This is a genomic window from Hirschia baltica ATCC 49814 (assembly GCF_000023785.1).
Taxonomy (GTDB): Bacteria; Pseudomonadota; Alphaproteobacteria; order Caulobacterales; family Hyphomonadaceae; genus Hirschia; species Hirschia baltica.
This window is the reverse complement of sequence record NC_012982.1, coordinates 3420064-3442539: the sequence shown is the minus strand read 5'-3', so window position 1 is coordinate 3442539 and position 22476 is coordinate 3420064. Positions and strand designations below refer to the sequence as shown.

The window sequence follows — 22476 nt, the reverse complement described above, 5'->3', positions numbered from 1 at the left end:
ATAAACTAGCTGTTAGTGCGGTTTTGTTTTTCAACGATACCGGACATGCCTTGTCTTTTAGCAAGAGATTCTCCCACTGAATCTAGGCTAATACCTCTTGATCTTAGCGCGACAAATAAGTGATAAAGGAGGTCGGCGGTTTCATCAGCGACCTCTTGATCACTTTCAGAAGCTATGGCTAAAACGGTCTCAATTGCTTCTTCACCCATTTTTTTTGCGCATTTACTTGGACCAGCTGATAGTAATTTGGCCGTGTAAGAAGGCTGATCACTTGTGTTTCCATTGGCACGTTCGTCAATAGTTTCTGCTAAGTGAGTGAGGGTTTTGTATAAAGAATCTGTCGGGGTAAGCTTGGCCATATGTTGTCTTTCTGTCGATATAGTCTTGCCTAAGTGCAACTTGGAAGGGGACGAACAAAAGCGCCGGCTTCATTCAAGGCACGTCGCGCATCTGCAATTGTGGCTTCCCCAAAATGAAAAATAGACGCGGCTAAAACAGCATTCGCGCCGCCTTCTAAAATTGCTGGTGCTAAATGATCAACATGTCCGGCACCGCCCGATGCAATGACAGGAATAGAGACAGCATCGGTCATGCGTTTGAGCAGTTCAATGTCATATCCGATTTTTGTACCGTCTCGATCCATGGATGTGAGCAGAATTTCACCAGCGCCTTTTGATTCAACAAGTTTGGCAAACTCGATAGCATCACGGCCGGAAGATTTTTTTCCACCATGTGTGAAGACACCCCAGCTATCACCCTGACGTCTGGCATCAATAGCCACAACTACGGCTTGTGCGCCAACTTTAAGAGAGCAGGCTTTTACAAGGTCTGGATCTGCAACAGCGGCGGAATTTACTCCGCATTTATCAGCTCCAGCAGCCAGTAGCGTGACCATATCTTCTGGTGATCTTACACCACCGCCAACGGTAACAGGCATGAAACATTGATCTGCAGTCCGCTCGATGACATCGAGCATGGAACCACGCCCTTCATTTGTAGCGGATATGTCTAAAAAGCAGAGCTCGTCTGCGCCTTGTTCATCATAGGCTTTGGCAAGCGCGACGGGATCACCAGCATCGCGCAGGTCAACAAAATTAACACCTTTTACAGTGCGGCCATCTTTCACGTCGAGACAGGGGATAATGCGGTTTTTTAACATGCTGAATGCATACGCTTGAGGACGGTTTGGAGCAAGTAGGAAAACAAAAATGCACTCTATATTGGAAAGAGCGCATTTTATTTCTTACTTGCGAAAGCTGGTTAGTTTGCTGGATTATGCTTTGCTATAAATGTATCAAGTGCTTTGAGCGTATCTAGCCGGGTTTCGCTGGTAGATAACCAATGATCTCCACCCTTTACTTTAATAAAGTCTACGTCTTTGCCTGATTGCTTCAAAGCACTCTCCATCACTGCACTTTGCTTGATATTGACGATAGTGTCGTCGTTTCCGTGGATTAGCAGGACTGGAGCTTGAAATTTATCGGCATGATTTGCTGGAGAAATATCTATTAGTTTCTGTTTTTCGGTTTTCTTGTCGCCGATGACGCGTTTCCAGTATTCTACGACCCAGCTGTTGTCACCATTTTCTTCGTTTACACTGTCTAACATACGAGGCAAATCAGAAACTGGTGCAATTGCAGCAACACATTTATAGAGTTCAGGCGTAAAGGCACCGCCAGCAAGGGCAGAATACCCACCATAACTTGCGCCTATAATACAAACCCGTTCTGGGTCGACAAAGTTCATTGAGGTTAGCGCTTTTAAACCATCAGTGACATCATCTTGCATGAGGCCAGCCCATTCACCACGCCCTTGAAGTTTGAAATTGGTTCCAAAACCAGTGGAGCCACGGAAATTAGGTTGTAAAACAAGATAACCTCTGCTGGCAAAATATTGCGCCAACCAATGAAAATCCAATTGAACATAAGATTCTGGACCGCCATGAGGCAAAATGATCGCTGGAAGGTTTGTTGGGTCTTTCACACCAGGTGGCCAAGTTAGTAGAGCTGGAATTCTAGTTCCATCTCTGGCTGGATACTCAATAGTCTGAACATCTGCTATCCACTCCGGTGCTATATCTCTAGATTGTCCTATGCGCTTGAGGTCTTTTGTTTTCACATCATAAAGGAAATAGTTACCGGGCTCAGTTCCGCCAGATATCTTTAAAATGAATTTGCTCCAGTCAGATGACCACGACATTATGTTAATTGCGAAAGTGGGATAAGTATCAAGAAGTGTTTGGATACTGGCATCTAACTCTTTGTCAAAAAAAGAATAACTGGGCCTCATACCAGAATACTTAACTCCATGAACGATCCTGTTTTCATCTATGATAACATAGTCAATATCAGTATTTTCTTTGGCAAGTATGGGACCACTTAATTCCCCATCCCAATTCAATTCAAAGAGGCCTTCTCCATCATCGATCTGGTCTAAGACAATAAGGCTTGAATGATCTGATTTAACACCTTGAAGTACGAAGGGGATGACAGGGGAGTTTTCCTTTTTATAGACGTTTTCCCATTTTCCGTTGCGTTTTGTAGAAATTTCAAAGGTGTTGGAACTGTCGTCGTGATCTTCTCTCGCGAAAATCACACCCGTTTCTGATACGAACCAGTCGTTCGTGGAATATCGACCTCTTTCAAAAATCTGAGCCAATCCAGTTTTAGGATCGACTGAGAAAAGGTTGTATCGAGGATTACCCTTATTCCGAGCGCCCACATAGGCTGGCATTAAAACACGACCTTCTTTTGTCAGATTGCCAATGATTCGACCGACACCAGATTGAGCAGGGTAAAGACTGTCTTCGCTTCGAAGTAATTGGGTAATTTTGGATTTGGATAAATCCATTGCAAAAGACGCGGAATATTCCAGTTTTCCTCTAAACCCGAATATCTTAGTCGTTTCTGAAGCTGACAGCACAACGAAATCAGAGTTTATAAAATCAATTGATCGCGTTTTTATATCAGTTGTGTTCGCACCGTTTATTTCACCACTTTTCAAATCGTTGACGATAAATAATTCTTCACCATCTTGTTGACGAAGCATACCTATTTTTGAACCGTCAGGAGATATAGCTACAGATCTGATTTGACCCAATTCACCATATGCTTCTATAGGCGGCATGGGTGTTTGCGCGATTGCTGTTGAGTAGGTTGTCAATGCGAGAATAAATAACGAATACAGTAATTTCATGTCCCCAGTCCCCATTGGGATTAAATAATGCACTTAGGAATTGCAGAATTGAATCTCTGTGTAAAGATTCTGACGGCATAAAAAGCAGCCGTTAAATTTGAAGACCAAATAGGTTTTTAACGCTTTTAAAAAAAATTGAATGCCTGTCATTCAGGGAGGGGGATAAATTCGTCTTCATCGCCAGGCACGATTGGAAATCGCTTGTTTTTCCAGTCCTCTTTTGCTTGTTCTAGACGGTCTTTTCGGCTTGACGCAAAATTCCAGAACAAATGACGTTTACCAAGAGGTTCACCGCCAATTAGCGCGATACGTGCGTCTGTGGCGCTAGTGATTTTTGTGTCAGGCTTATCTTCTAAAATAGCCATGTCATATTGCTGGATATCGGTGTCGCCAATTTTAATGTCCCCTGTCACCGCGTAAAGAGCGCGTTCCGGTGAGGATGGAAGAATGAGGGATTGGCCGGCTTTTAAATTCGCCTCGATATAAAGGGTTTCTGCAAAGGTTTTGACAGGGGAGGTCATGCCATAAGCACTCCCCATCATGACACGAATGGATACACCATCAATTATTAGTGCAGGGATATCTGCATCAGGATAGTGATAGAAGGCGGGGGCAGTTTCTTCATCAGTTTCAGGCAGGGCATGCCAAAGTTGCAGGCCATGTAGGTTGCGGCGAATGGCTTCGCGCTCGGGACGTTCGCGTTCGGAATGGACAATTCCTGAGCCAGCTACCATGAGATTGATATCACCAGGCCTAATAGCTTGTAGTGAGCCTAAACTGTCGCGGTGTAGGATTTCGCCTTCAAACAAGTAAGTGACTGTCGCGAGGTTTATGTGGGGATGTGGGCGAACATTGACGCCGTGCCCGGGAGGGAAGGTTGCAGGCCCCATATGGTCGAAGAATATCCAAGGGCCGACACTGCGCTGTTTTATAACGGGAATTGCACGCCGGACGCTAAAGCCGCCAAGATCTTTGGTTTTGGGTGTGATAACCAGCTTAACGGCGGTGCAAGTTTTTTGGCCATTGCAATCGTCTACGGATAGGTCTTGTTCGAGGCTCATAGCGCTAATCTTTCAACCAATTTCAGTGTCGAATATAGCGTAATTTATCCAAGGAATGAAGAGACGCTATCTTGCAATTTCAATGGCATCTTTTGGATTGATATCACCATCATATAAAGCTCTACCGAGTATTGTTCCGTATACGGAGTTTATGCCATTCCGTGTACTGAGTAGCTTGATATCATTGATATTTTTTACACCACCAGAGGCGATGATCGGTATACTGACGGCGTCCGCGAGATGACCTGTAAACTCTACATTTACGCCTGTTTTCATGCCGTCTCGGCCGATATCTGTGGCGATGATGGCGCAGACGCCTGAATCTTCAAATTTCCTTGCAAGATCAACGGCTTTCATATCGGTTGTTTCCGCCCAACCTTCAACGGCGACCATGCCGTTAATGGCATCAATGCCGACTGCAACTTGATTTGGGAATGCCTTTGCAGCTGTTTTTACAAATTCTGGATCGCGTACAGCTGCTGTACCGAGGATAACTCTTGAGATACCCGCTTTGAGCCAATTTTCAATGCCAGCGATATCACGGATGCCACCACCAAGCTGAACTGGAGCTTTGGTTGCGGATAGGATTGCTTTGACAGCGTCTTCATTGGTGGAGCGACCATCAAAAGCACCATTTAAATCAACAACATGCAGATTTCTAAAACCCATAGCTTCAAATTTTGCAGCTTGGTCGGCTGGATCATCATTGAACTTGGTCGATTGCTCCATGTCACCTTTAATCAGCCGTACACATGCACCGTCTTTAAGGTCGATTGCTGGGAAAAGTTCCATTGATCTATGGTTTCCATTTTAGAAAGTTGGAGAGAAGCTTCTGTCCGATTTTTTGGCTTTTTTCGGGGTGAAACTGCGTTCCAAATATATTGTCTTTAACAATTGCTGCTGTGAAATTGCCACCATAGTCACTACTTGCTGCTATATGCGTGTCGACTTTGGGTGTGAAAACATATGAGTGCGTGAAGTAAAGGTGAGGAGTTTCTCCTAAACCTTTGAGCAATTCATGGTCGGTTATCGTGATTTCATTCCAGCCCATGTGGGGGATTGGTAGTTTTGGATTGTCTGGTTTGATTTTATCAACAACACCCGGGATGAAATCCAGTCCCTTTGTTTCACCATCTTCAAGACCGGTTGTGGCAAGAAGTTGCATCCCAACGCAAATTCCCATGAAAGGGGTCGACCCTTTTAAGACGGTCTCTGTGAGCACTTCAACTATGCCAGATCTGGATAGGAGTTCATTTTTGCAGTCTGCGAAATGACCAACACCAGGAAGAAATATACAGTCTGACTTTTTGATAAGATCAGGGTCTGACGTAATTTCGATTTTTAGGTCCAATTCGGCAAGTTTGGCTGCTTCAGCCAGAGCGCGCGACGCTGACCGGATATTGCCTGAACCATAATCAATAAGTGCAAGAGTTTTCATGAGGGGCGTTCTAGCGTGACAGTTATAGATCTGTCACGCTTAATAATAGGATATTTGCTATAAGCTACCTTTAGTAGAGGCAGCTTGGCCGGCTAAACGTGAATCTTGCTCGCTCGCCATACGAACGGAACGCGCTAAAGCTTTAAAACACGCTTCGGCGATGTGGTGTGTGTTCACGCCATATAGACATTCAATGTGCAAACATGCGCCTGAACTCATCGCAAAAGCGTGGAAGAATTCCTTGAATAATTCAGTATCGACTTCACCCACTTTGTCGCGGGTAAATTCAACGCGCCAGACAAGATAGGGACGGTTGCATAGATCGATGCTTGCGCGTGCGAGTGTTTCGTCCATGGGTATGTAGGCGTGGCCAAAACGGTTGATACCGGTAAATCCGCCAGTTTCTTTTGTAAGAGCGTCTTTGATTGCGCCGCCAAGGACAATACCGACATCTTCCATTGTGTGGTGCATATCAATGTGAAGGTCGCCAACACATTTAATCTCCAAATCAATTGCAGAATGCTTGGCAAAGCTCTCAAGCATGTGATCGAAAAAGCCAATGCCTGTGGAAAGTTTGGATTTTCCAGTCCCATCCATATCAACTTTTACGTTGATTTGAGTTTCTTTTGTTTTACGCGCTTTTTCGGCACGCCTTAGACTATCCGTCATCCAAAACTCCGGTTATCGTTAATATTCTGATTACAACTAATACCTAGCTTATATGCTAAGTCGTGCAGTATTCTATATATTTGGTGCACATGGTTATAAATCCAAGAAAGTTTAAAAGCATTTTTGGAAACATTTTGATAGTAAGAAGTGATAATGGCGAGAAAAATTGACGCCTCAAAACGCATGAGTTTATCATTTCGCCTGACGATTGTCAGTGTAATTGCATCTGTCTTGGTCGCATCCATTACCTTTGGAATTGAAGTTTTTGTTTTTGGTGAAGACCATTCTATGGATGATTTGCCTTGGTATGCTGGGGCAATGCTTATGTTAGCGATCCTCGTTGGCGCAGGCGTTTACATGGTTATACAGGCGTTTTTAAAGCCACTTAGTGTTTTGGCTGCTAGTTTGCGCGCTGCAAAACCGGGGCAGGGGCAAGATGTCGCCAAAACAGCATTGCCTATTTCATCTGATCTTGCTGCTGCAATAGAAGAAATGACAAGCCGGTATGATGCTGTCATTCGAAAATCTTACAAAATGTCGATATCTGATCCGCTGACAGGTTTGGTAAATCGGGCGCAATTTGTAAAAAAAGTCGAAATGTCCATTCTGTCTGCAGGTGAAAGGTCAGTATCGGTCATCATAATAGATTTGGACCGATTTACGCGTGTGAATGACAAGTTCGGACCGCAACTGGCTGACGAGCTGCTTGTAATGGTGGGGGCACGGTTAAAAGCATATCTTCGAGAAGCCGACACAGAAATTAGGGGAATGGAGCAATCGCAAGAAGCACCTAGTATTTTAAGTCGATTATCAGCAGATGTTTTTGCGGTATTAATTCCATTCACAACTCAGCATGTCGTTGAGAAAATGGTAGAATTTCTTAGATTTGAATTAGAAAGACCTTTTACTCTGGATGGTCGAATGGTTGAGTTGACTGCAGCTTATGCAGCGGCCTCCGCTCCAGCTGATGCCCCAAATGCGGGTGAGTTGATGAAGCAAGTCGATATTTCTCTAAAGATGTCTAAGCAATCTAAATTCAAGGGTCTGCAATTTTATGATTCATCCATGCATGAAACAGCGCAGCGGAATTTAACGCTTGAAGATGATATACGTCATGGCATTGAAAATCATGAATTTATTCCCGTTTTCCAGCCCAAAGTGGAATTAGAAACTGGAGTGGTTATTGGCGCTGAAGCATTGGCGCGGTGGCGGCGGCCAGATGGGGCGGTTGTGTCTCCAGGAGTGTTTGTTCCTAAAGCTGAGGAAATGGGACTAATACCTCAAATGGGCGCAAGTATCCTCAGAGATGCCTGTGTTCAAGCTGCGAAATGGGATTTTAATGGTCACAAACCGCGCTTGGCTGTTAATGTCTCTCCGCTGCAATTTGAAGACCCAAATTTCTTTTCCATCGTGGAAGAAATTCTAGAGGAATCGGGTTTAGCACCTGAATTGCTTGAACTAGAATTGACTGAAACTGCGGCTGTGGATAACCCAGAACGTGTTGCTAAAATTATGCGTCCTTTAAGGGCGAAAGGTGTGCGATTTGCCATTGATGATTTTGGAACAGGCCATTCTAATTTTACAACAGTAACTCGCTTGCCGTTTGATGTGTTTAAAATCGACCAGCAATTTGTGCGTGCTCATGGAAGTGATCCGCATGCGCCTGCCATTATTGAGATGATATTGGCGATGGCAGAAGCATTAGGACAGGAAACGGTGGCAGAAGGTGTGGAAACTCAGGAGCATTATGAGTTTCTTCGTCGTCGGGCATGTACAATTGGCCAAGGTTATTTTTTCTCACCGCCATTGCCTGCGCATGAGTTTGAAGAATTTGTGCGCCATTGGCGTGCGCCGTCACTGACAAAGAAAATGGCTTAGTATTCAGTGTGTAAGCACGAAAATATTTGTAAAATTTGCGAAAACTCCTTGATCCTGCCTGATTCAACGTTCACCTATATGTTCAAAGTAGGACTTTAGGAGAATTTAATGACACAAGCATCATCCCCACAGAGCTGGCACAGCACAACGATTTTAGCCGTGCGCAAGCCGGGCAGGGTTGTGATTATTGGTGATGGTCAAGTCTCTATGGGCAATACCGTTATGAAGGGGAATGCTCGCAAAGTTCGACGCTTAGGTGAGGGCGGTAATATCATTGCTGGTTTTGCTGGGGCGACGGCTGATGCTTTTACGTTGTTTGAACGCTTGGAGCTGAAACTTGAACGTTTTCCCGGCCAATTACAGCGGGCAGCCGTTGAGCTGGCCAAAGACTGGCGCACTGACAAATATCTGCAAAAACTAGAAGCGCTTTTGATTGTGGCTGATAAACACACAACGCTTGTGCTTACGGGTATGGGTGATGTGCTGGAACCAGAATATGATGTCGTTGCGATTGGTTCTGGTGGAAATTACGCGCTATCTGCTGCACGCGCTATTTTTGATTATGAAGAAGATGCTGAAGTGTTAGGCCGCAAAGCGATGGAAGTTGCAGCGGAAATTTGTGTTTACACCAATAACAATTTCGTTGTGGAGAGTTTGGATGTCTGAACGTGACGCCCTTGAGCAAGCGATAAAGGATGGAGTTCTCAGCGCTGAACAGGGCGAAAAACTTCAAGGTTATCTTGCAAAGGGCGGCGATCCATATGGTCCAGAAGATGCTGAAAACTTAAGCTTTTTGGCATCCTTCAACGATATTTTTCTGACGTTTGGAATCATGATCCTGATGTCAGGTGCGACCTTGTTTTTAGGGTGGTTTTTAAAGACTATTATTCCGTGGAGTCTGCTGGGGCCAGTATTAGCGCTGATTATGGCGTCTTTTGCATGGGTGATGGCAGAGTATTTCTGTGCGCGACGGCGGTTGCTATTGCCCTCTATGGGGTTGGCGCTGGTTTTCTACTTTATGGTAGGTAGTGGCGTTGGTGCTTTGTTAGCAAAAGTGCTAATTGATAATGCGGGTGATATCGCATTACAGGCGGCCCAGGGCGGAGCGCAGCAAGGTGACTTACCGGGGATATTCTTTAAAAAAGCTTTTGATTCTAGCTATTTATCAATTATTGCAGGTGCAGGTGCGGCGCTAGTATTCTATTTGCGGTTCAAACTACCATTTTCGCTTTTCCTGATTGCAGTTTCAGGTGCTTTGCTGTTTTACACATACACATTTCAGAGCAATGGATTTAATCTTTCAGCCATTGGTGCGGGTGCTGTTTTTTTTGTGGGATTGGTGACTTTAGCATTTGCAATGTTTTTTGATGCACGAGATCCGGCGCGGCGGACAATACAATCTGACAATGCTTTTTGGCTGCATTTAGCAGCAGCACCGCAAATTATGTTGGGTATGCGCTTCATAATTATTGGGGATTCAGTGGCGTCTCAGAGTGGATCTTCTGTGATGATGCTGTTGGCTTTGTTAGGGGTTGGTGTGCTTTCGCTTGCGTTAAACCGGCGGGCCTTGATTTTTTCAGGTTTGATCACATTTACACTCGTCGTGTTCTCGCTTGTTGGTGATTCTGGATTGTCAGGCGTAGAGGTCGTGGCGCTACCGTTACTGATTGTTGGAGGTAGCGTTGTTCTATTGGGTGCTGGTTGGAAAACGGCGCGCAATATAGTTTTGAAGATTTTTCCAGAAGACGGAATATGGGGACGTCTATTTCCCCCTGAACATGTGCTTAGCGGCAAAGACAAATAAATAAGGCCTAAGATGACTGAATTTTCTCCTCGCGAAATCGTATCCGAACTCGATCGCTTCATCGTGGGTCAAGCAGATGCAAAACGCGCTGTTGCGCTTGCTTTGCGCAATCGCTGGCGCCGCAAGCAATTGAGTGATGATCTTCGTGAAGAAGTGACACCAAAGAATATCTTGATGATTGGACCAACAGGTGTTGGTAAAACCGAGATATCACGCCGCTTGGCAAAATTAGCGCAAGCTCCCTTTATCAAGGTGGAAGCGACAAAATTTACAGAAGTGGGTTATGTCGGGCGCGATGTCGAACAAATCATTCGTGATTTGGTTGAAGCCTCTATTGCGATGGTCAAAGAAGAAAAAAGCAAAGATGTGCGTGCACGCGCTGAAAGTGCTGCGGAAAGTCGTGTATTGGATGCGCTTGTTGGGCCTGATGCAAAAGAGAGTACACGCGAGTCATTTCAGACGAAATTGCGCTCTGGTGCTTTGGACGACAAAGAAATCGAAATTGATCTGTCGGATAATGGTTCCCCAATGCAATCTATGGATATTCCCGGACAGCCGGGCGCAAGCATGGGCATGTTGAATCTGGGTGATTTGCTGGGCAAAGGTTTTGGTGGCCGTACTAAAACAGTAAAAATGACCGTTAAAGATGCATATCGTCCGTTAATTGATGATGAGTCTGATAAGCTGGTCGATCAAGAATCTGTTGTGCGGGATGCTATAAAACTGGTTGAAGAAGAGGGGATTGTTTTCCTCGATGAGATTGACAAAGTTGCTACGCGCCAAGAAGCTGGCGGCGCGGGTGTATCTCGTGAAGGTGTGCAGCGTGATCTATTGCCATTGATTGAGGGAACAACTGTTTCCACAAAACACGGGGCAGTGAAAACCGACTATATCTTGTTTATTGCGTCGGGTGCGTTTCACGTTTCTAAGCCGTCTGATCTGCTGCCAGAGTTGCAAGGGCGTTTGCCTATCCGTGTTGAATTGCAGGGTCTTACACACGAAGACTTTAAACGTATTCTGACCGAACCTGAAGCAAGTTTGATCAAGCAATATATTGCGTTGATCGGTGCTGAGGGGATGACGATTGAATTTGATGAAAGTTCAATTGATGCCATTGCTGAGATTGCCGTTCAGGTGAACGACACTGTTGAAAATATCGGTGCGCGTCGTTTGCATACTGTGTTGGAGCGCTTGCTTGAAGAAATCTCTTTCACAGCTCCTGACCGCAGTGGTGAGAGCTTTGTGATCACCGCAGACTATGTGCGTGAGAAAGTTGGCGGTTATGCCGGTAATGCCGATCTGTCGAAGTACATTTTATAAGGTTTGAAAGATGCCAACCGAAGTGTTTGAATTTAGAGCAAGTCGGTTGGGGTCATTTTTGATTGCAATAGGGTCCGTTGTGTTTATCGCAGCGGGCTTTATTTTATGGTATCAGCCGGATGCACCTTTTGAGCTAAGAGCTATGATGGGTTTGCTTAGCTTAGGGGCCGTCGTCGTTTTTTGTGTTGTGCTGTACCGTTTGATTGTAAATCCGGTGATGGTGCGGGTATCGGCTGACGGGATTTTCATAAAAAACTATGATGCGACCATTCCGTGGGAAGCGCTGGAGACTGTCAGGCTGATTAATTTAGATCATGCTGGAGATTTGATAGAATTTATTCCTAGCCAACCTATGCATAGTGTTTACATGGCAGGTAAGTTTGCCCTCGGCAAAACAGCGAATAATTTAGCGAAACTGCCAGATTATTGTTATAGTATGATGGGCATTCGGGGAAGCAATCAGGACTTGTTGAATGCAATTTCCGTGTTTCTGAAATTGGATTAGATATCTATCCGTCTCAGCGTTAAATTTAGCCTGCCGCCATTTTTAAGTAGGGTCGAGCTGCCGCCATAAATGCGGTCTATTCCATGATAAGCCAAACGCGCTTGCCCGCCTAGAATGATGACATCGCCTGAGTTTAGTTTGAAAGATTTGGTTGGGTCGCGCCGGTTTAGGCCGCCAAGGCGGAAGCGGGCGCTATCTCCCAATGATATGGAAACAACGGGGGCATTTATGTCTTCTTCGTCTCCATCACAATGCAAGCCCATTTTCGCATTTTCATCATAATAGTTCACAAGACAGGCTTGAGGTGGTTTAGGGTATTGCGAAACGCTCTCCCATATGCTCATTAAGGCGCGCGGAATGCTGGGCCACGGTTTTTTTGTTTCAGGGTGTTGTTTATCATAGCGGTATCCTGTCGCATCAGAAATCCAGCCAAGTTCTCCAAAATTAGTCATTTTAACGGTGAAAGGTTTATTGCTTCTGGGCATTCTGGGAGTATAAAAATGGTTATTTTTCATATGGTTACGGGTAGTTTCAACCAGATCTTCCTGGGCTTGCCGGTCAAGGTAATTTGGTAGGAATTGAAACCCGTCCAACATGTGTCCAATAACCTTTAGTAATAAACTTCATCACGAAAATGTGAGTTTGCCTATTGAGCCTGAAAAATTGAACCCCATATGGGCTTACGAGCCTGGCTTTTTTAATATAAGTGAGCCGAGTTTAGTTTTTTAGGGGACCGCCTGAACCGGGCGCCGCAAGTTTTGGGCCCATGTCGGGCAAGGGCGGCCGCCAATATCTAAGAATGAGAGAGACAGAAATATGGGAAAAATTATCGGGATTGACCTCGGTACAACTAACTCTTGTGTAGCCGTTATGGACGGATCAACTGCCAAGGTTATCGAAAATGCCGAAGGTGCACGCACAACGCCATCTGTTGTTGCATTCCGTGAAGACGGTGAACGCATGATTGGTTTGCCAGCTGTACGCCAGGCTGTGATGAACTCAGAGCAGACATTCTACGCAATTAAGCGTTTGATTGGTCGCCAGTTCTCAGACCCGACAGTGGCAAAAGACCAAGAGATGTCACCTTTTAAGATCGTTAAAGGTCCGAATGGTGATGCTTGGGTGAAAGGCCGCGACAAAGATTACGCGCCTCAAGAGATTTCAGCTTTCATTCTACAAAAGATGAAAGAAACAGCAGAAGACTTCCTCGGTGAAACTGTCACTGAAGCAGTTATCACTGTTCCTGCTTACTTTAACGATGCTCAGCGTCAGGCCACGAAAGATGCTGGCCGCATTGCTGGACTAGATGTTAAACGTATTATCAACGAGCCGACTGCGGCTGCACTTGCTTACGGACTTGAAAAGTCTGAAGGTAAAACAATTGCTGTTTACGACCTTGGTGGTGGTACATTCGATGTGTCCATTCTTGAGATCGGTGATGGTGTTTTTGAGGTGTTGTCTACAAATGGTGACACATTCCTTGGTGGTGAAGACTTTGACCTTCGCATCGTGGATTACCTTGCAGACGAGTTCAAAAAAGACAAAGGCATTGACCTTAAGAAAGACAAGCAAGCGCTTCAGCGTTTGAAAGAAGAAGCTGAAAAAGCGAAAAAAGAGCTTTCTTCTTCTGCGTCTTACGAAGTGAACCTACCGTTTATTTCTATGAGTGCTGCCGGTCCTGAGCACCTTAACTTGAAGCTGACACGTGCAAAATACGAAAGCATGGTTGCTGACCTTGTGAAACGTACAATTGAGCCATGTAAGCGCGCTTTGGCGGATGCTGGTAAATCTGCAGCAGACATTGATGATGTTGTGCTGGTGGGTGGTATGACACGTATGCCGAAGGTTCAGGAAGAAGTGAAACAATTCTTCGGTAAAGAGCCACACAAGGGCGTGAACCCTGATGAGGTTGTGGCGATTGGTGCTGCAATTCAGGCTGGTGTGCTTCAAGGTGACGTGAAAGACGTTGTTCTTCTTGATGTAACGCCGCTTTCATTGGGTATTGAAACATTGGGTGGTGTGTTCACACGTCTTATCGACCGCAATACAACAATCCCAACGAAGAAGTCTCAAACTTTCTCAACAGCTGATGATAACCAAGCTGCTGTGACGATCCGCGTTCTCCAAGGTGAGCGTGAGATGGCTGCAGATAACAAAGTGCTTGGTAACTTCAACCTTGAAGGTATCCCACCAGCACCGCGCGGTATGCCACAAATTGAAGTGACTTTCGACATCGACGCAAACGGTATCGTGTCTGTGTCTGCAAAAGACAAAGCAACAGGCAAAGAGCAACAAATCACTATTCAGGCTTCTGGTGGTCTTTCAGACGACGAGATCCAGAACATGGTGAAAGATGCTGAAGCCAATGCTGATGCAGATAAAGCCAAACGTGAAGCTGTTGAAGCGAAAAACAATGGTGAGTCACTTGTTGACGGCACAAACAAACAGCTTGAAGAGCATGGCGACAAGATTCCTGCGGAAATCAAAGCAGAAATCGAAGCAGCACGTGATGCTCTATCAGCAGCTTTGGAAACAGACGATACAGCAGACATCACTGCCAAAACACAGGCATTGACTGAAGCGGCTATGAAAATGGGTGAAGCCATTTACGCGGCAGCTCAAGAAGGTGAAGCTCATGCAGACGCTGCAAAAGATGCAGCTAAGGATGCGGCTGAAGATGATGATGATGTTGTTGACGCTGACTTTGAAGAAGTTGATGGCGACACAAAAAGCTAGATCGGTCGCTTAGGCTTAGGTCTCTATGAAATGATGAAGGCTGCGGTGTTTTTGCATTCGCAGCCTTTATCGCTCGTAGAATTGACCGATTATTAGTCATTTTCACAAGGTGTACGTTTTAATACGGACCCTTGTCTTAAATGGTTAGCAACCCAACATAAGACATGAGTTTAGTTCGGTTGTATGACTGAATGCATGTTTACTGCTGTACGAGAAAAGAACGACGCATGAGCGATACTTGTTATTATGAACTTCTAGGCGTTTCTAAAGACGTTGACGAGAAAGCACTTAAATCTGCCTTCCGTAAGAAGGCGATGCAGTATCATCCCGACCGCAACCCTGATGATGCATCGGCTGAAGCGATGTTTAAAGAAGTGTCATCAGCGTATGAATGCCTTTCTGATCCTCAGAAACGCGCCGCGTATAATCAATATGGTCGTGCTGGATATGAGCAGGGCGGTATGGGGTCAGCTGGCGGCGGTGGCGGATTTGGTGGCCAACGTCCTGAGGATGTGTTTGGCGATATATTCGCGGACTTTTTTGGTGGTCGTCAAAGCGGCGGTGGTCGCGGCGGTGCGACACGCGGATCTGATCTGCGTTATGATTATTCAATTACATTGGAAGAAGCATTTTCAGGCAAGCAGGCTGAAATTGAAATTCCAACAACAGAGACATGTGATCCATGTCATGGGACTGGTGCTGCTAAAGGATATTCTCCTGAAACATGTGGGACATGTGGAGGAGCAGGGCGTGTGAGAGCACAGCAGGGCTTTTTCACGATGGAGCGCACATGTGGTGCCTGTCAGGGACGTGGGACTGTCATTAAAAAGCCATGTGGTAAATGTGGCGGTCGCGGCAACGTTCATGCAAAACGCAAGCTGGATATCAATATTCCAGCAGGTATCGAAGATGGACAACGTATCCGATTGCAAGGTGAAGGCGAAGCCGGAACCATGGGCGGGCCTAAAGGTGATCTTTATATCTTTGTGTCGATTGAAGAGCATGAATTATTTGAACGCGATGGTCCAAACCTGTATGCGCGAGCACCTGTGCCTTTCTGTAAAGCCGCTTTAGGTGGCGATATTGAAATGCCAACCATTAGTGGTGGGCGGGCGCGTGTTTCTATTCCTGAAGGTGCGCAAACAGGAAAGCGTATGCGTTTAAAGGGTAAAGGGATGCCATCTTTGCGTTCAGCAGTGGCGGGCGACCTTTATGTGGAATTGTTTGTTGAAACGCCGCGCAATCTGTCGGCTAAACAAAAAGAACTTTTGCGGGAATTCTCTGAATCTTGTGATGAAGATACAAATCCTGAGCATCGCGGATTTATCAGCCGTGTAAAAAGCTTCTTTGACGCATCTGCTGACGCTGAGTAGTTTACTTAGAATATCGGTAGAATAGGGATGAAATGCCATGACTCTTAAAATCGCCATTGCTGGTGTTGCTGGTCGTATGGGGCAGTCGCTCGTTCGCGCATGCTCAACCCTAACTGATTGCGAGATTGTCGGCGGGACGGAACGACCCGGATCGGGCGCGCTGGACCAAGATATTGGCGTTTTGGCTGGACTGCCGCCTAGCGATATTAAAGTTTCTCTATCGCCAGCTGAAGCGGCACGCCATGCTGATATTTGGATTGATTTCACAGCACCTGTTCCAACACTGGCATCCATGACAGCTCTCGATACCACGGGTGTGAAAGCTGTTATTATTGGAACCACTGGTTTTAATGAAGCTGAGGATGAGGCACTTCAAGAATTTTCCAAGCGATTTTCGATCGTTAAAGCAGGGAATTTTTCATTGGGCGTGGCAATGCTCTCAGCGTTAGTTGAACAGGCTGCAGCGCGTCTGGGAGATGATTGGGATATTGAAGTGTTGGAGACACATCATCGCCGAAAAGTGGATGCGCCGTCTGGTACAGCTTTGATGCTAGGTGAAGCTGCGGCAAAGGGACGTAATGCACCGCTAGATGATTTGAAGACGCCGCCCTATGATGGAATAACAGGCGAACGCGAGGCTGGAAAAATTGGATTTTCCGTGCGTCGGGCGGGCGGTGTTATTGGTGATCATGAAGTGATGTTTGGTTCTGATGAGGAGCTTATTTCTTTGCGTCACACAGCATTAGATCGAAATGTTTTTGCAAAAGGTGCAATTCGTGCGGGGCAGTGGGCGATCCAGCAGCCGGTAGGTTTTTATACCATTCGCGACGTGCTGGACCTTTAAAACGGATATTTAAAAATCAACCAATTCGGTTGGAACTTCAACATCACACACATCCACAACTTGAGGCGGTGTGTTGAAGAAAAACGGGTCTGAACGCACTCGCTTTGAATTGATACTATTCATAAAGCCTGCTGTTTCAGTTCGCATGACTTCATAATTTGGTTGCTGATTTTCTGGCAATTCAGAAGCAAGTTTAACCGAGATCATTTCGTCACCTTTGTTGGGTGATTGAATGACACCACCTTCAATATTTTTATCGCCGCGCTGAAGTTTTTGGACGTATTGCATTCCAGAGATAACACGACCAAACACTGTCATATTGCGATCTAAATAGCGCTGTGCATCCAAGGTGATGTAAAAGTCAGTCCCGCCTGTATTTGGGTCTGAATCTCGCGCCATTGCCAGCATTCCCGGACAATGTAGCAACCATTTTTTTTCTGCATCAAAGCCGACAGGAAAACCATTTAGAAATCCGACTTTTTCAGCGAATAAATCGTCATTATCTAATAGCTGAATTTGGTCTGCTTCTAGAAGCGGCTGCTCATGTTCGATTTCTAGCGGCGGCCATTTTTTATCTTCTGCATCAATACCGCCTTGAGCCACAAAACCGTCAATAACGCGGTAGAATTCTTTGCCATTATATGCCCGCGCTTTTACCATGTCTTGAAAACGAGCAACATGACCGGGTGCAAATTCGGGATTGAGTTCTATAAGAATATCCCCATATTTTGTGGTGATCACCACAATGTTTTCTGGTTCGATTTTGCGCCAGTTTTCGCCCTTCATTCCAGATTCCAAACTCAACGGGGTTGGTGTTGGCTTTGGAATTATCTTTGCCTGATTATCTGTATCCTGAGCACAGGCGGAGAGGCTTATGCAAAAGCTGCTTATCAATAATAAGTGTTTTATCAATTTACCATTCCCCGATATTTTCAGCACTTGCCCAAGGTTCTGCTGGCGCAAGTGACTCGCCCTTTTGAAGCAGTTCAACGGAAATATTGTCTGGTGATCTTACAAAAGCCATATGCCCATCACGGGGCGGGCGGTTTATGGTAACGCCCATATCGGACAATTTTTTGCAGACCGCATAAATATCATCGACTTCATAAGCGAGGTGACCAAAATTACGGCCACCAGTATAAGATTGTTTGTCCCAGTTATAGGTGAGTTCCACCGCAGGAATGCCCGGTAATAAACCGTTTTCTGGTAAACCACCGGCTGCTTCTATGTCGGCAGGTGTTGCCAGAAATACAAGTGTGAAACGGCCTTTTTCAATATCGCGTCTCTCAACGACAGTCAGACCAAGGCCGTCGCAGAAGAAACGCAGGCTTTCGTCGATATCTTCCACGCGGATCATTGTGTGTAGGAAACGGATACTCATTAATTGCTCATCCCTTTAAGTTGGATTTGAATTTCTTGTTCAAGTGATTTGGGACGGTTGTGGTGGTGTAAACGGGCTGTCACGGCGGCAATGGCGACAATTCCAAACACACAAAGAATTGTTATTCCAAATAACCAAGGGGCAAAGCCTTCGTCCAGATCGGCTATTTGTCCCGATGCGTTCCAGATACTATTCCATATCCAACTAGCTACTACGAATAAAGCAGGTAGGCAGATAAGTGATGCGACGGCACCGCCAAAATTTAATAAATGGCCGCGCGGATTGTGAACCCGCTTATAAATTTCGACAAATATGTCTTCACCAAGTTTCTGGATGTCTTTGTCTTCATTGCGCCGCGCTTTGAAAATGTCGTGAGCGTCTTTTTCAACTGTTCTGTATTGGAAAAAGATAATTGTGCCCCAGACTAAAAAAACGAGGATGAGAGATATAAACAAGATCACAGCGAATACCGTTATATGAAAGAGAATTAGGAGTTGATATTATATATATCGTTCGGCACGGGCATTTTGTAGTGCATCTTGAAGGGAAGCAACAAAGGAAAGGCGTTCTTCTGGCGTTAAAAACCGGCCAATGGCGTATGAATGTCCCGAACTGCTTAGTCTGATAAATTTGTTTTCATGGCCGTGAGGCGTGAGACCGACGCGTGTAAACGCTGTTGGGAGTGTTGCGCTCGATTTTTTGCCTTGGGGGTTAATGTGAATGACAGTTAGGTCTTCGCTGTTAACCTGAACAAATGTTTTCTGCGACAAGGCTTTGTTATTGGCTCTGAAAACGAGCCATAAGATAAGTAAGTCTATCGCGAGAAAACCCATAATGATAAAAAAGCCATAGGGCAGGAATGCCAGACTGGTGAGAATGCTTAAACCGGTCAAAATCAGGATCAATGTTACAAATCCACGATCGGATAATGACCTAGATGGCTGTAAAACAGCGTCCATATAGATTTTTGACGGAGTATCTTGCATTTGCCACGCTGATTTTGAATGTTTAACGCTTTTTTGTCTTGCCCGAGCGAGCTTGGAGAAACCATATTGCAGCTCGGGTCAACAATCTAGGTATATATCAATGGCAAGTGCTTCAAAGCCGGTAGCGACGAAAAAAAAGAGAGTGTCGAAACCTCGCAGCCGGATAAAGCATGACGATATTCTAGAAATGTTTGTGAAACTGGCAGACGACAGGCCAAATCCTGAAACAGAATTAGAATATAATTCTCCCTTTACGCTTGTGGTTGCAGTCGCGCTTTCGGCGCAGGCGACTGATGTGGGGGTGAACAAGGCGACGCGTGTTTTGTTTGCCCATGCAGACACGCCTGAAAAAATGCTAGAATTGGGGGAAGAGGGCGTCGCAAAATATATTAAAACGATTGGCCTATGGCGCAATAAAGCGAAAAATGTTGTCGCATTGTCGAAGATGATCATTGATGACTTTGGCGGCGAGGTGCCTCAAACGCGGGAAGAATTGGTCAAATTACCAGGGGTTGGTCGAAAAACAGCGAATGTTGTTCTCAATGAGGTATTTGGTCAGCCGACCATTGCTGTGGATACGCATATATTTCGTGTGTCCAATCGCACGGGCTTGGCACCGGGAAATAATCCAGATCAGGTTGAAGATTTATTGGAACGAGTTGTGCCAGATACCTTTAAAAAGGGAGCACATCATTGGCTCATCTTACATGGTCGCTATACCTGCGTGGCTCGTAAACCAAAATGCGGGGAATGCGTTATCTATGATTTGTGTAAATTCAAGGAAAAGACAGCCTAAACTAAAGCTCGCTTGATGAGTGCGGCGGCATACATTTCACTCATTCTTGGTCCTTCCACAGGGTAGAGATATGGCTCGATCATTTCTAATTCCATCAATAGAAGTTTACCTTCTGAGCCACGCAATAGATCAATGCGGGCGTAAAGTGGTGTTTCAAATGGAATGAATGACAAAATGTCTTGGGCAGCTTGAATGTCGCTCTCTTCTGGCTGAATAGGTGTTTCGGTTCCGCCATAACTGCTTTGAATACGATAATCTCCTGCTTTTGCCGTTTTAAGCAAAGCGTGGGAATATTCACCATCAATGAAGATATATGAATATTCTCCCTCGGTTTGTATCGCGGGCATAAATGGTTGAATCATAGCTGGACGGTCCAGCAAAATCCCGTCGGGGATTTCGTCACCGCGTTTATATAAGCTTTGACCATGAGCACCGGCACCAATTTGACGTTTTACCACCACACCGCTTGTGTCGTATGTGTCAAACACCGATTGGATGTCCATTTTTGTTGGTTCATTTACCCACAATGTCGGGACAGTTGAAGCGCCTTGTTTGGCGAGGTCTTTTAGATAAGATTTGTTGACATTCCATTTTATTGTTTGGGCCGAATTATAGAGTTTCAAGCCTGATTTTTCTATATTTTCCAGCTTGTTGAGAAAGTCTTGCTGATAATCCTGATAATTCCATGGGGTTCCAACGACCACGGCGTCGGCATCGGAAAAATCAGATATAGGAGCTTTCCAGTCGATAGCTTGAATCGTGTGTCCGCTTTGGCGAAGTGCGTTCTGAAGCTGGCCAAACTGAAGATCAAACTCAAAAGCATCATTTCTGCGGTTTGGTCGGTCTGGAAGTGTTGTTTCGCAAGCGAGAAATGTAAAATTCAAGGTGTTTTCCTTGTAAGTTGGCAACATTCACCTTGTGGAAGGTTTATGCTCGCATATAACTAGCCAATATCTTTTAACGCTAGAGCGTTTTTTTATTTTGGAGCTTTTCATGACCAACCCCCGCTATGACGTTATTGCATTGGGTAATGCTATTATGGATGTAATTGCGAGCGTGGATGATGCGTTTCTTGAGAGCAATGACATTCCCAAAGCGCGTATGAGTTTGATTGATCAAGAGCGTACAGATTTTCTGTATAATGCATTGCCCGATACAAAGGTTGAAACATCCGGTGGGTCTGCCGGTAATTCGATCGCGTGCTTGCTTAGCCTTGGCGCGAAAGCTGCTTTCATGGGGAAAGTAGCTGACGATGAGATCGGAACGGCATACGTCAGTGACATGGAGCGTATCGGCGCGACATTCTCTGGAAAGCCGTTGACAAGCGGTATATCAACAGCGCGCTGTATGATTGCTGTGACGCCTGATGGTGAGCGTTCTATGAATACGTTCTTGGGTGCATCTACAGAGTTTGAAGCTGATGACGTGGATGAAGATCTAATTAGAGACTCTAAATGGCTTTATCTGGAAGGATATTTGTTTGATAAGCCTGCTGCCAAAACTGCATTTGTACGTGCAGCTGAAGTGGCGAAGGCTGCAAACCGTAAGGTCGCTGTGACAATGTCGGACGTGTTTTGTGTAGAGCGTCACCGTGAAGCATTCCGTCACCTCGTGAAAAATTACGTTGATCTTGTGTTCGCGAATGAAGAAGAGCTTTTGGCCCTTTACGAGACTGATGATTTTGATGCGGCAGTTGATATGCTTAAGACAGAGACGCAATTTGCTGCAATCACACGCTCCGAAAAAGGGTCTGTTGTCATAGATTCAAATACGCGTTTGAATGTGCCGACAAAACCATTGGATAAAGTGGTCGATGCGACAGGCGCAGGGGATGCTTATGCTGGTGGGTTTTTCTTTGGCCTGAGCCAAGGTTTGAACTTGGAAACTTGCGCGCGTTTGGGACATTTGTCTGCGAGTGAAGTTATTTCTCATTACGGTCCACGCCCGGAAACGAATTTGAGAGAACTTGCTATCGCGGAAGGTCTGATTTCGGCATAATCAGAAAATAAATGCTGTTACACAGGAATTGTTGTGTTTGAGATCTTATCAAATCAGTCTTATAGTTAATTGATATGAAATGGGATCAATTATCAGATGACTGGTGCCCCATAGCTAGGGCAACATCGATCGTAGGGGATCGCTGGACCCTTTTGATCGTTCGCGATTGTTTTCTGGGCGTTAGCAAATTTGACGATTTTCAGAAAAATCTTGGTATTACCCGCCATGTATTGGCGCAACGGCTAAAACGGTTGGTGGCTGTAGGTGTGCTGGAAAAGAAAGCTTATCAGAGCCGTCCTGAACGATTTGACTATATGCTGACAGAGCGTGGCAAAGAATTAGGTCATGTGCTTGAAGCCTTGCGACTCTGGGGCAGGGAACACCTCTCTATACGTCGGCAAGCCGGTATTGGTGAAACAATCGACGAATAGATGATCATCGACTTAAAAAAAGGGCTAGCCTATTCAAGGCTAGCCCTTTTAAATTGAATCA

At 45.4% G+C, this 22476-nt stretch carries 24 protein-coding genes; 11 read left to right on the top strand and 13 right to left on the bottom strand.

Features of this window, described 5'->3' with window-relative positions; translation table 11 throughout:
- Positions 1–5: 5 nt before the first annotated feature.
- The 7 genes from hisE to hisB form a co-directional block, all read right to left on the bottom strand.
- Complete coding sequence (gene hisE, locus HBAL_RS15785) at positions 6–359, bottom strand: phosphoribosyl-ATP diphosphatase (RefSeq protein ID WP_015828956.1); 354 nt, start codon at positions 357–359, stop codon at positions 6–8.
- Positions 360–388: 29 nt separating this feature from the next.
- The gene (gene hisF / locus HBAL_RS15780) at positions 389–1159 is read right to left on the bottom strand and encodes an imidazole glycerol phosphate synthase subunit HisF (RefSeq protein ID WP_015828955.1); all 771 of its coding nucleotides are present in this window, start codon (positions 1157–1159) and stop codon (positions 389–391) included.
- 101 nt (positions 1160–1260) lie between these two features.
- A complete protein-coding gene (locus tag HBAL_RS15775) occupies positions 1261–3195 on the bottom strand; it encodes an alpha/beta hydrolase family protein (RefSeq protein ID WP_015828954.1) in 1935 nt (644 codons plus the stop codon).
- Positions 3196–3341: 146 nt separating this feature from the next.
- Positions 3342–4256, bottom strand: a complete 915-nt coding sequence (locus HBAL_RS15770; protein WP_015828953.1) for a pirin family protein — start codon at positions 4254–4256, stop codon at positions 3342–3344.
- Between the two features lie 66 nt (positions 4257–4322).
- Positions 4323–5048, bottom strand: a complete 726-nt coding sequence (gene hisA / locus HBAL_RS15765; protein ID WP_015828952.1) for a 1-(5-phosphoribosyl)-5-[(5-phosphoribosylamino)methylideneamino]imidazole-4-carboxamide isomerase — start codon at positions 5046–5048, stop codon at positions 4323–4325.
- A 4-nt stretch (positions 5049–5052) separates the two neighbouring features.
- A complete protein-coding gene (gene hisH, locus HBAL_RS15760) occupies positions 5053–5694 on the bottom strand; it encodes an imidazole glycerol phosphate synthase subunit HisH (RefSeq protein ID WP_015828951.1) in 642 nt (213 codons plus the stop codon).
- A 57-nt stretch (positions 5695–5751) separates the two neighbouring features.
- The gene (gene hisB, locus HBAL_RS15755) at positions 5752–6363 is read right to left on the bottom strand and encodes an imidazoleglycerol-phosphate dehydratase HisB (protein WP_015828950.1); all 612 of its coding nucleotides are present in this window, start codon (positions 6361–6363) and stop codon (positions 5752–5754) included.
- Between the two features lie 153 nt (positions 6364–6516).
- On the opposite strand from hisB, the gene HBAL_RS15750 reads away from it, so the two are divergent.
- The 5 genes from HBAL_RS15750 to HBAL_RS15730 all read left to right on the top strand — a co-directional run bounded on the left by HBAL_RS15750 (position 6517) and on the right by HBAL_RS15730 (position 11870).
- A complete protein-coding gene (locus HBAL_RS15750) occupies positions 6517–8241 on the top strand; it encodes a putative bifunctional diguanylate cyclase/phosphodiesterase (RefSeq protein WP_015828949.1) in 1725 nt (574 codons plus the stop codon).
- 108 nt (positions 8242–8349) lie between these two features.
- Positions 8350–8907, top strand: coding sequence for an ATP-dependent protease subunit HslV (gene hslV / locus HBAL_RS15745; RefSeq protein WP_015828948.1), 558 nt, complete (start codon positions 8350–8352; stop codon positions 8905–8907).
- Positions 8900–10045, top strand: a complete 1146-nt coding sequence (locus HBAL_RS15740; protein WP_015828947.1) for a hypothetical protein — start codon at positions 8900–8902, stop codon at positions 10043–10045. The genes hslV and HBAL_RS15740 overlap by 8 nt, the downstream gene beginning before the upstream one ends.
- 12 nt (positions 10046–10057) lie before the next feature.
- A complete protein-coding gene (hslU, locus tag HBAL_RS15735) occupies positions 10058–11365 on the top strand; it encodes an ATP-dependent protease ATPase subunit HslU (protein ID WP_015828946.1) in 1308 nt (435 codons plus the stop codon).
- A gap of 10 nt (positions 11366–11375) precedes the next feature.
- Positions 11376–11870 carry a hypothetical protein gene (locus HBAL_RS15730; RefSeq protein WP_015828945.1) on the top strand — a complete coding sequence of 165 codons (495 nt, stop codon included), beginning with the start codon at positions 11376–11378 and terminating at the stop codon, positions 11868–11870.
- Here the strand turns inward: HBAL_RS15730 and HBAL_RS15725 are convergent.
- Positions 11867–12466 (bottom strand): alpha-ketoglutarate-dependent dioxygenase AlkB, encoded by a 600-nt coding sequence (locus tag HBAL_RS15725; RefSeq protein ID WP_015828944.1) that lies wholly within the window; start codon positions 12464–12466, stop codon positions 11867–11869. The two genes, HBAL_RS15730 and HBAL_RS15725, sit on opposite strands and share 4 nt — an antisense overlap.
- 220 nt (positions 12467–12686) lie before the next feature.
- Between HBAL_RS15725 and dnaK the strand changes: the two genes are divergently transcribed.
- From dnaK to dapB, 3 genes are all read left to right on the top strand, one after another.
- Positions 12687–14606, top strand: coding sequence for a molecular chaperone DnaK (gene dnaK / locus HBAL_RS15720; protein ID WP_015828943.1), 1920 nt, complete (start codon positions 12687–12689; stop codon positions 14604–14606).
- A gap of 227 nt (positions 14607–14833) precedes the next feature.
- Positions 14834–15979 carry a molecular chaperone DnaJ gene (gene dnaJ / locus HBAL_RS15715; RefSeq protein WP_015828942.1) on the top strand — a complete coding sequence of 382 codons (1146 nt, stop codon included), beginning with the start codon at positions 14834–14836 and terminating at the stop codon, positions 15977–15979.
- A 37-nt stretch (positions 15980–16016) separates the two neighbouring features.
- A complete protein-coding gene (gene dapB, locus HBAL_RS15710; RefSeq protein ID WP_015828941.1) occupies positions 16017–16823 on the top strand; it encodes a 4-hydroxy-tetrahydrodipicolinate reductase in 807 nt (268 codons plus the stop codon).
- A gap of 9 nt (positions 16824–16832) precedes the next feature.
- Here dapB and HBAL_RS15705 read toward each other — a convergent pair whose 3' ends face one another.
- From HBAL_RS15705 to HBAL_RS15690, 4 genes are all read right to left on the bottom strand, one after another.
- Entirely contained in the window at positions 16833–17609 is a 777-nt protein-coding gene (locus HBAL_RS15705; RefSeq protein ID WP_233356709.1) for a peptidylprolyl isomerase, read from the bottom strand.
- A 127-nt stretch (positions 17610–17736) separates the two neighbouring features.
- Positions 17737–18204 (bottom strand): VOC family protein, encoded by a 468-nt coding sequence (locus HBAL_RS15700; RefSeq protein WP_015828939.1) that lies wholly within the window; start codon positions 18202–18204, stop codon positions 17737–17739.
- Positions 18204–18665 carry a hypothetical protein gene (locus HBAL_RS15695; RefSeq protein WP_015828938.1) on the bottom strand — a complete coding sequence of 154 codons (462 nt, stop codon included), beginning with the start codon at positions 18663–18665 and terminating at the stop codon, positions 18204–18206. The genes HBAL_RS15700 and HBAL_RS15695 overlap by 1 nt, the downstream gene beginning before the upstream one ends.
- A gap of 39 nt (positions 18666–18704) precedes the next feature.
- Positions 18705–19190: a DUF2244 domain-containing protein gene (locus HBAL_RS15690; protein WP_015828937.1), complete on the bottom strand. Its 486-nt coding sequence runs from the start codon at positions 19188–19190 to the stop codon at positions 18705–18707.
- A 100-nt stretch (positions 19191–19290) separates the two neighbouring features.
- Here HBAL_RS15690 and nth point away from each other — a divergent pair, with 100 nt between their 5' ends.
- A complete protein-coding gene (gene nth, locus HBAL_RS15685; protein WP_015828936.1) occupies positions 19291–19986 on the top strand; it encodes an endonuclease III in 696 nt (231 codons plus the stop codon).
- Here the strand turns inward: nth and HBAL_RS15680 are convergent.
- The gene (locus HBAL_RS15680; RefSeq protein WP_015828935.1) at positions 19983–20870 is read right to left on the bottom strand and encodes an ATP-grasp domain-containing protein; all 888 of its coding nucleotides are present in this window, start codon (positions 20868–20870) and stop codon (positions 19983–19985) included. The two genes, nth and HBAL_RS15680, sit on opposite strands and share 4 nt — an antisense overlap.
- A 109-nt stretch (positions 20871–20979) precedes the next feature.
- Between HBAL_RS15680 and HBAL_RS15675 the strand changes: the two genes are divergently transcribed.
- Positions 20980–21984: an adenosine kinase gene (locus HBAL_RS15675; protein WP_015828934.1), complete on the top strand. Its 1005-nt coding sequence runs from the start codon at positions 20980–20982 to the stop codon at positions 21982–21984.
- A 74-nt stretch (positions 21985–22058) separates the two neighbouring features.
- Positions 22059–22415 (top strand): winged helix-turn-helix transcriptional regulator, encoded by a 357-nt coding sequence (locus HBAL_RS15670; RefSeq protein WP_015828933.1) that lies wholly within the window; start codon positions 22059–22061, stop codon positions 22413–22415.
- Positions 22416–22476 lie beyond the last annotated feature (61 nt).

What these genes read in the sequence shown, in the direction of transcription:
- hisE (WP_015828956.1), bottom strand. Translation starts at nt 359, where the DNA reads ATGGCCAAGCTTACCCCGACAGATTCTTTATACAAAACCCTCACTCAC.
- hisF (WP_015828955.1), bottom strand. Translation starts at nt 1,159, where the DNA reads ATGTTAAAAAACCGCATTATCCCCTGTCTCGACGTGAAAGATGGCCGC.
- HBAL_RS15775 (WP_015828954.1), bottom strand. Translation starts at nt 3,195, where the DNA reads ATGAAATTACTGTATTCGTTATTTATTCTCGCATTGACAACCTACTCA.
- HBAL_RS15770 (WP_015828953.1), bottom strand. Translation starts at nt 4,256, where the DNA reads ATGAGCCTCGAACAAGACCTATCCGTAGACGATTGCAATGGCCAAAAA.
- hisA (WP_015828952.1), bottom strand. Translation starts at nt 5,048, where the DNA reads ATGGAACTTTTCCCAGCAATCGACCTTAAAGACGGTGCATGTGTACGG.
- hisH (WP_015828951.1), bottom strand. Translation starts at nt 5,694, where the DNA reads ATGAAAACTCTTGCACTTATTGATTATGGTTCAGGCAATATCCGGTCA.
- hisB (WP_015828950.1), bottom strand. Translation starts at nt 6,363, where the DNA reads ATGACGGATAGTCTAAGGCGTGCCGAAAAAGCGCGTAAAACAAAAGAA.
- HBAL_RS15750 (WP_015828949.1), top strand. Translation starts at nt 6,517, where the DNA reads ATGGCGAGAAAAATTGACGCCTCAAAACGCATGAGTTTATCATTTCGC.
- hslV (WP_015828948.1), top strand. Translation starts at nt 8,350, where the DNA reads ATGACACAAGCATCATCCCCACAGAGCTGGCACAGCACAACGATTTTA.
- HBAL_RS15740 (WP_015828947.1), top strand. Translation starts at nt 8,900, where the DNA reads ATGTCTGAACGTGACGCCCTTGAGCAAGCGATAAAGGATGGAGTTCTC.
- hslU (WP_015828946.1), top strand. Translation starts at nt 10,058, where the DNA reads ATGACTGAATTTTCTCCTCGCGAAATCGTATCCGAACTCGATCGCTTC.
- HBAL_RS15730 (WP_015828945.1), top strand. Translation starts at nt 11,376, where the DNA reads ATGCCAACCGAAGTGTTTGAATTTAGAGCAAGTCGGTTGGGGTCATTT.
- HBAL_RS15725 (WP_015828944.1), bottom strand. Translation starts at nt 12,466, where the DNA reads ATGTTGGACGGGTTTCAATTCCTACCAAATTACCTTGACCGGCAAGCC.
- dnaK (WP_015828943.1), top strand. Translation starts at nt 12,687, where the DNA reads ATGGGAAAAATTATCGGGATTGACCTCGGTACAACTAACTCTTGTGTA.
- dnaJ (WP_015828942.1), top strand. Translation starts at nt 14,834, where the DNA reads ATGAGCGATACTTGTTATTATGAACTTCTAGGCGTTTCTAAAGACGTT.
- dapB (WP_015828941.1), top strand. Translation starts at nt 16,017, where the DNA reads ATGACTCTTAAAATCGCCATTGCTGGTGTTGCTGGTCGTATGGGGCAG.
- HBAL_RS15705 (WP_233356709.1), bottom strand. Translation starts at nt 17,609, where the DNA reads ATGAAGGGCGAAAACTGGCGCAAAATCGAACCAGAAAACATTGTGGTG.
- HBAL_RS15700 (WP_015828939.1), bottom strand. Translation starts at nt 18,204, where the DNA reads ATGAGTATCCGTTTCCTACACACAATGATCCGCGTGGAAGATATCGAC.
- HBAL_RS15690 (WP_015828937.1), bottom strand. Translation starts at nt 19,190, where the DNA reads ATGCAAGATACTCCGTCAAAAATCTATATGGACGCTGTTTTACAGCCA.
- nth (WP_015828936.1), top strand. Translation starts at nt 19,291, where the DNA reads ATGGCAAGTGCTTCAAAGCCGGTAGCGACGAAAAAAAAGAGAGTGTCG.
- HBAL_RS15675 (WP_015828934.1), top strand. Translation starts at nt 20,980, where the DNA reads ATGACCAACCCCCGCTATGACGTTATTGCATTGGGTAATGCTATTATG.
- HBAL_RS15670 (WP_015828933.1), top strand. Translation starts at nt 22,059, where the DNA reads ATGAAATGGGATCAATTATCAGATGACTGGTGCCCCATAGCTAGGGCA.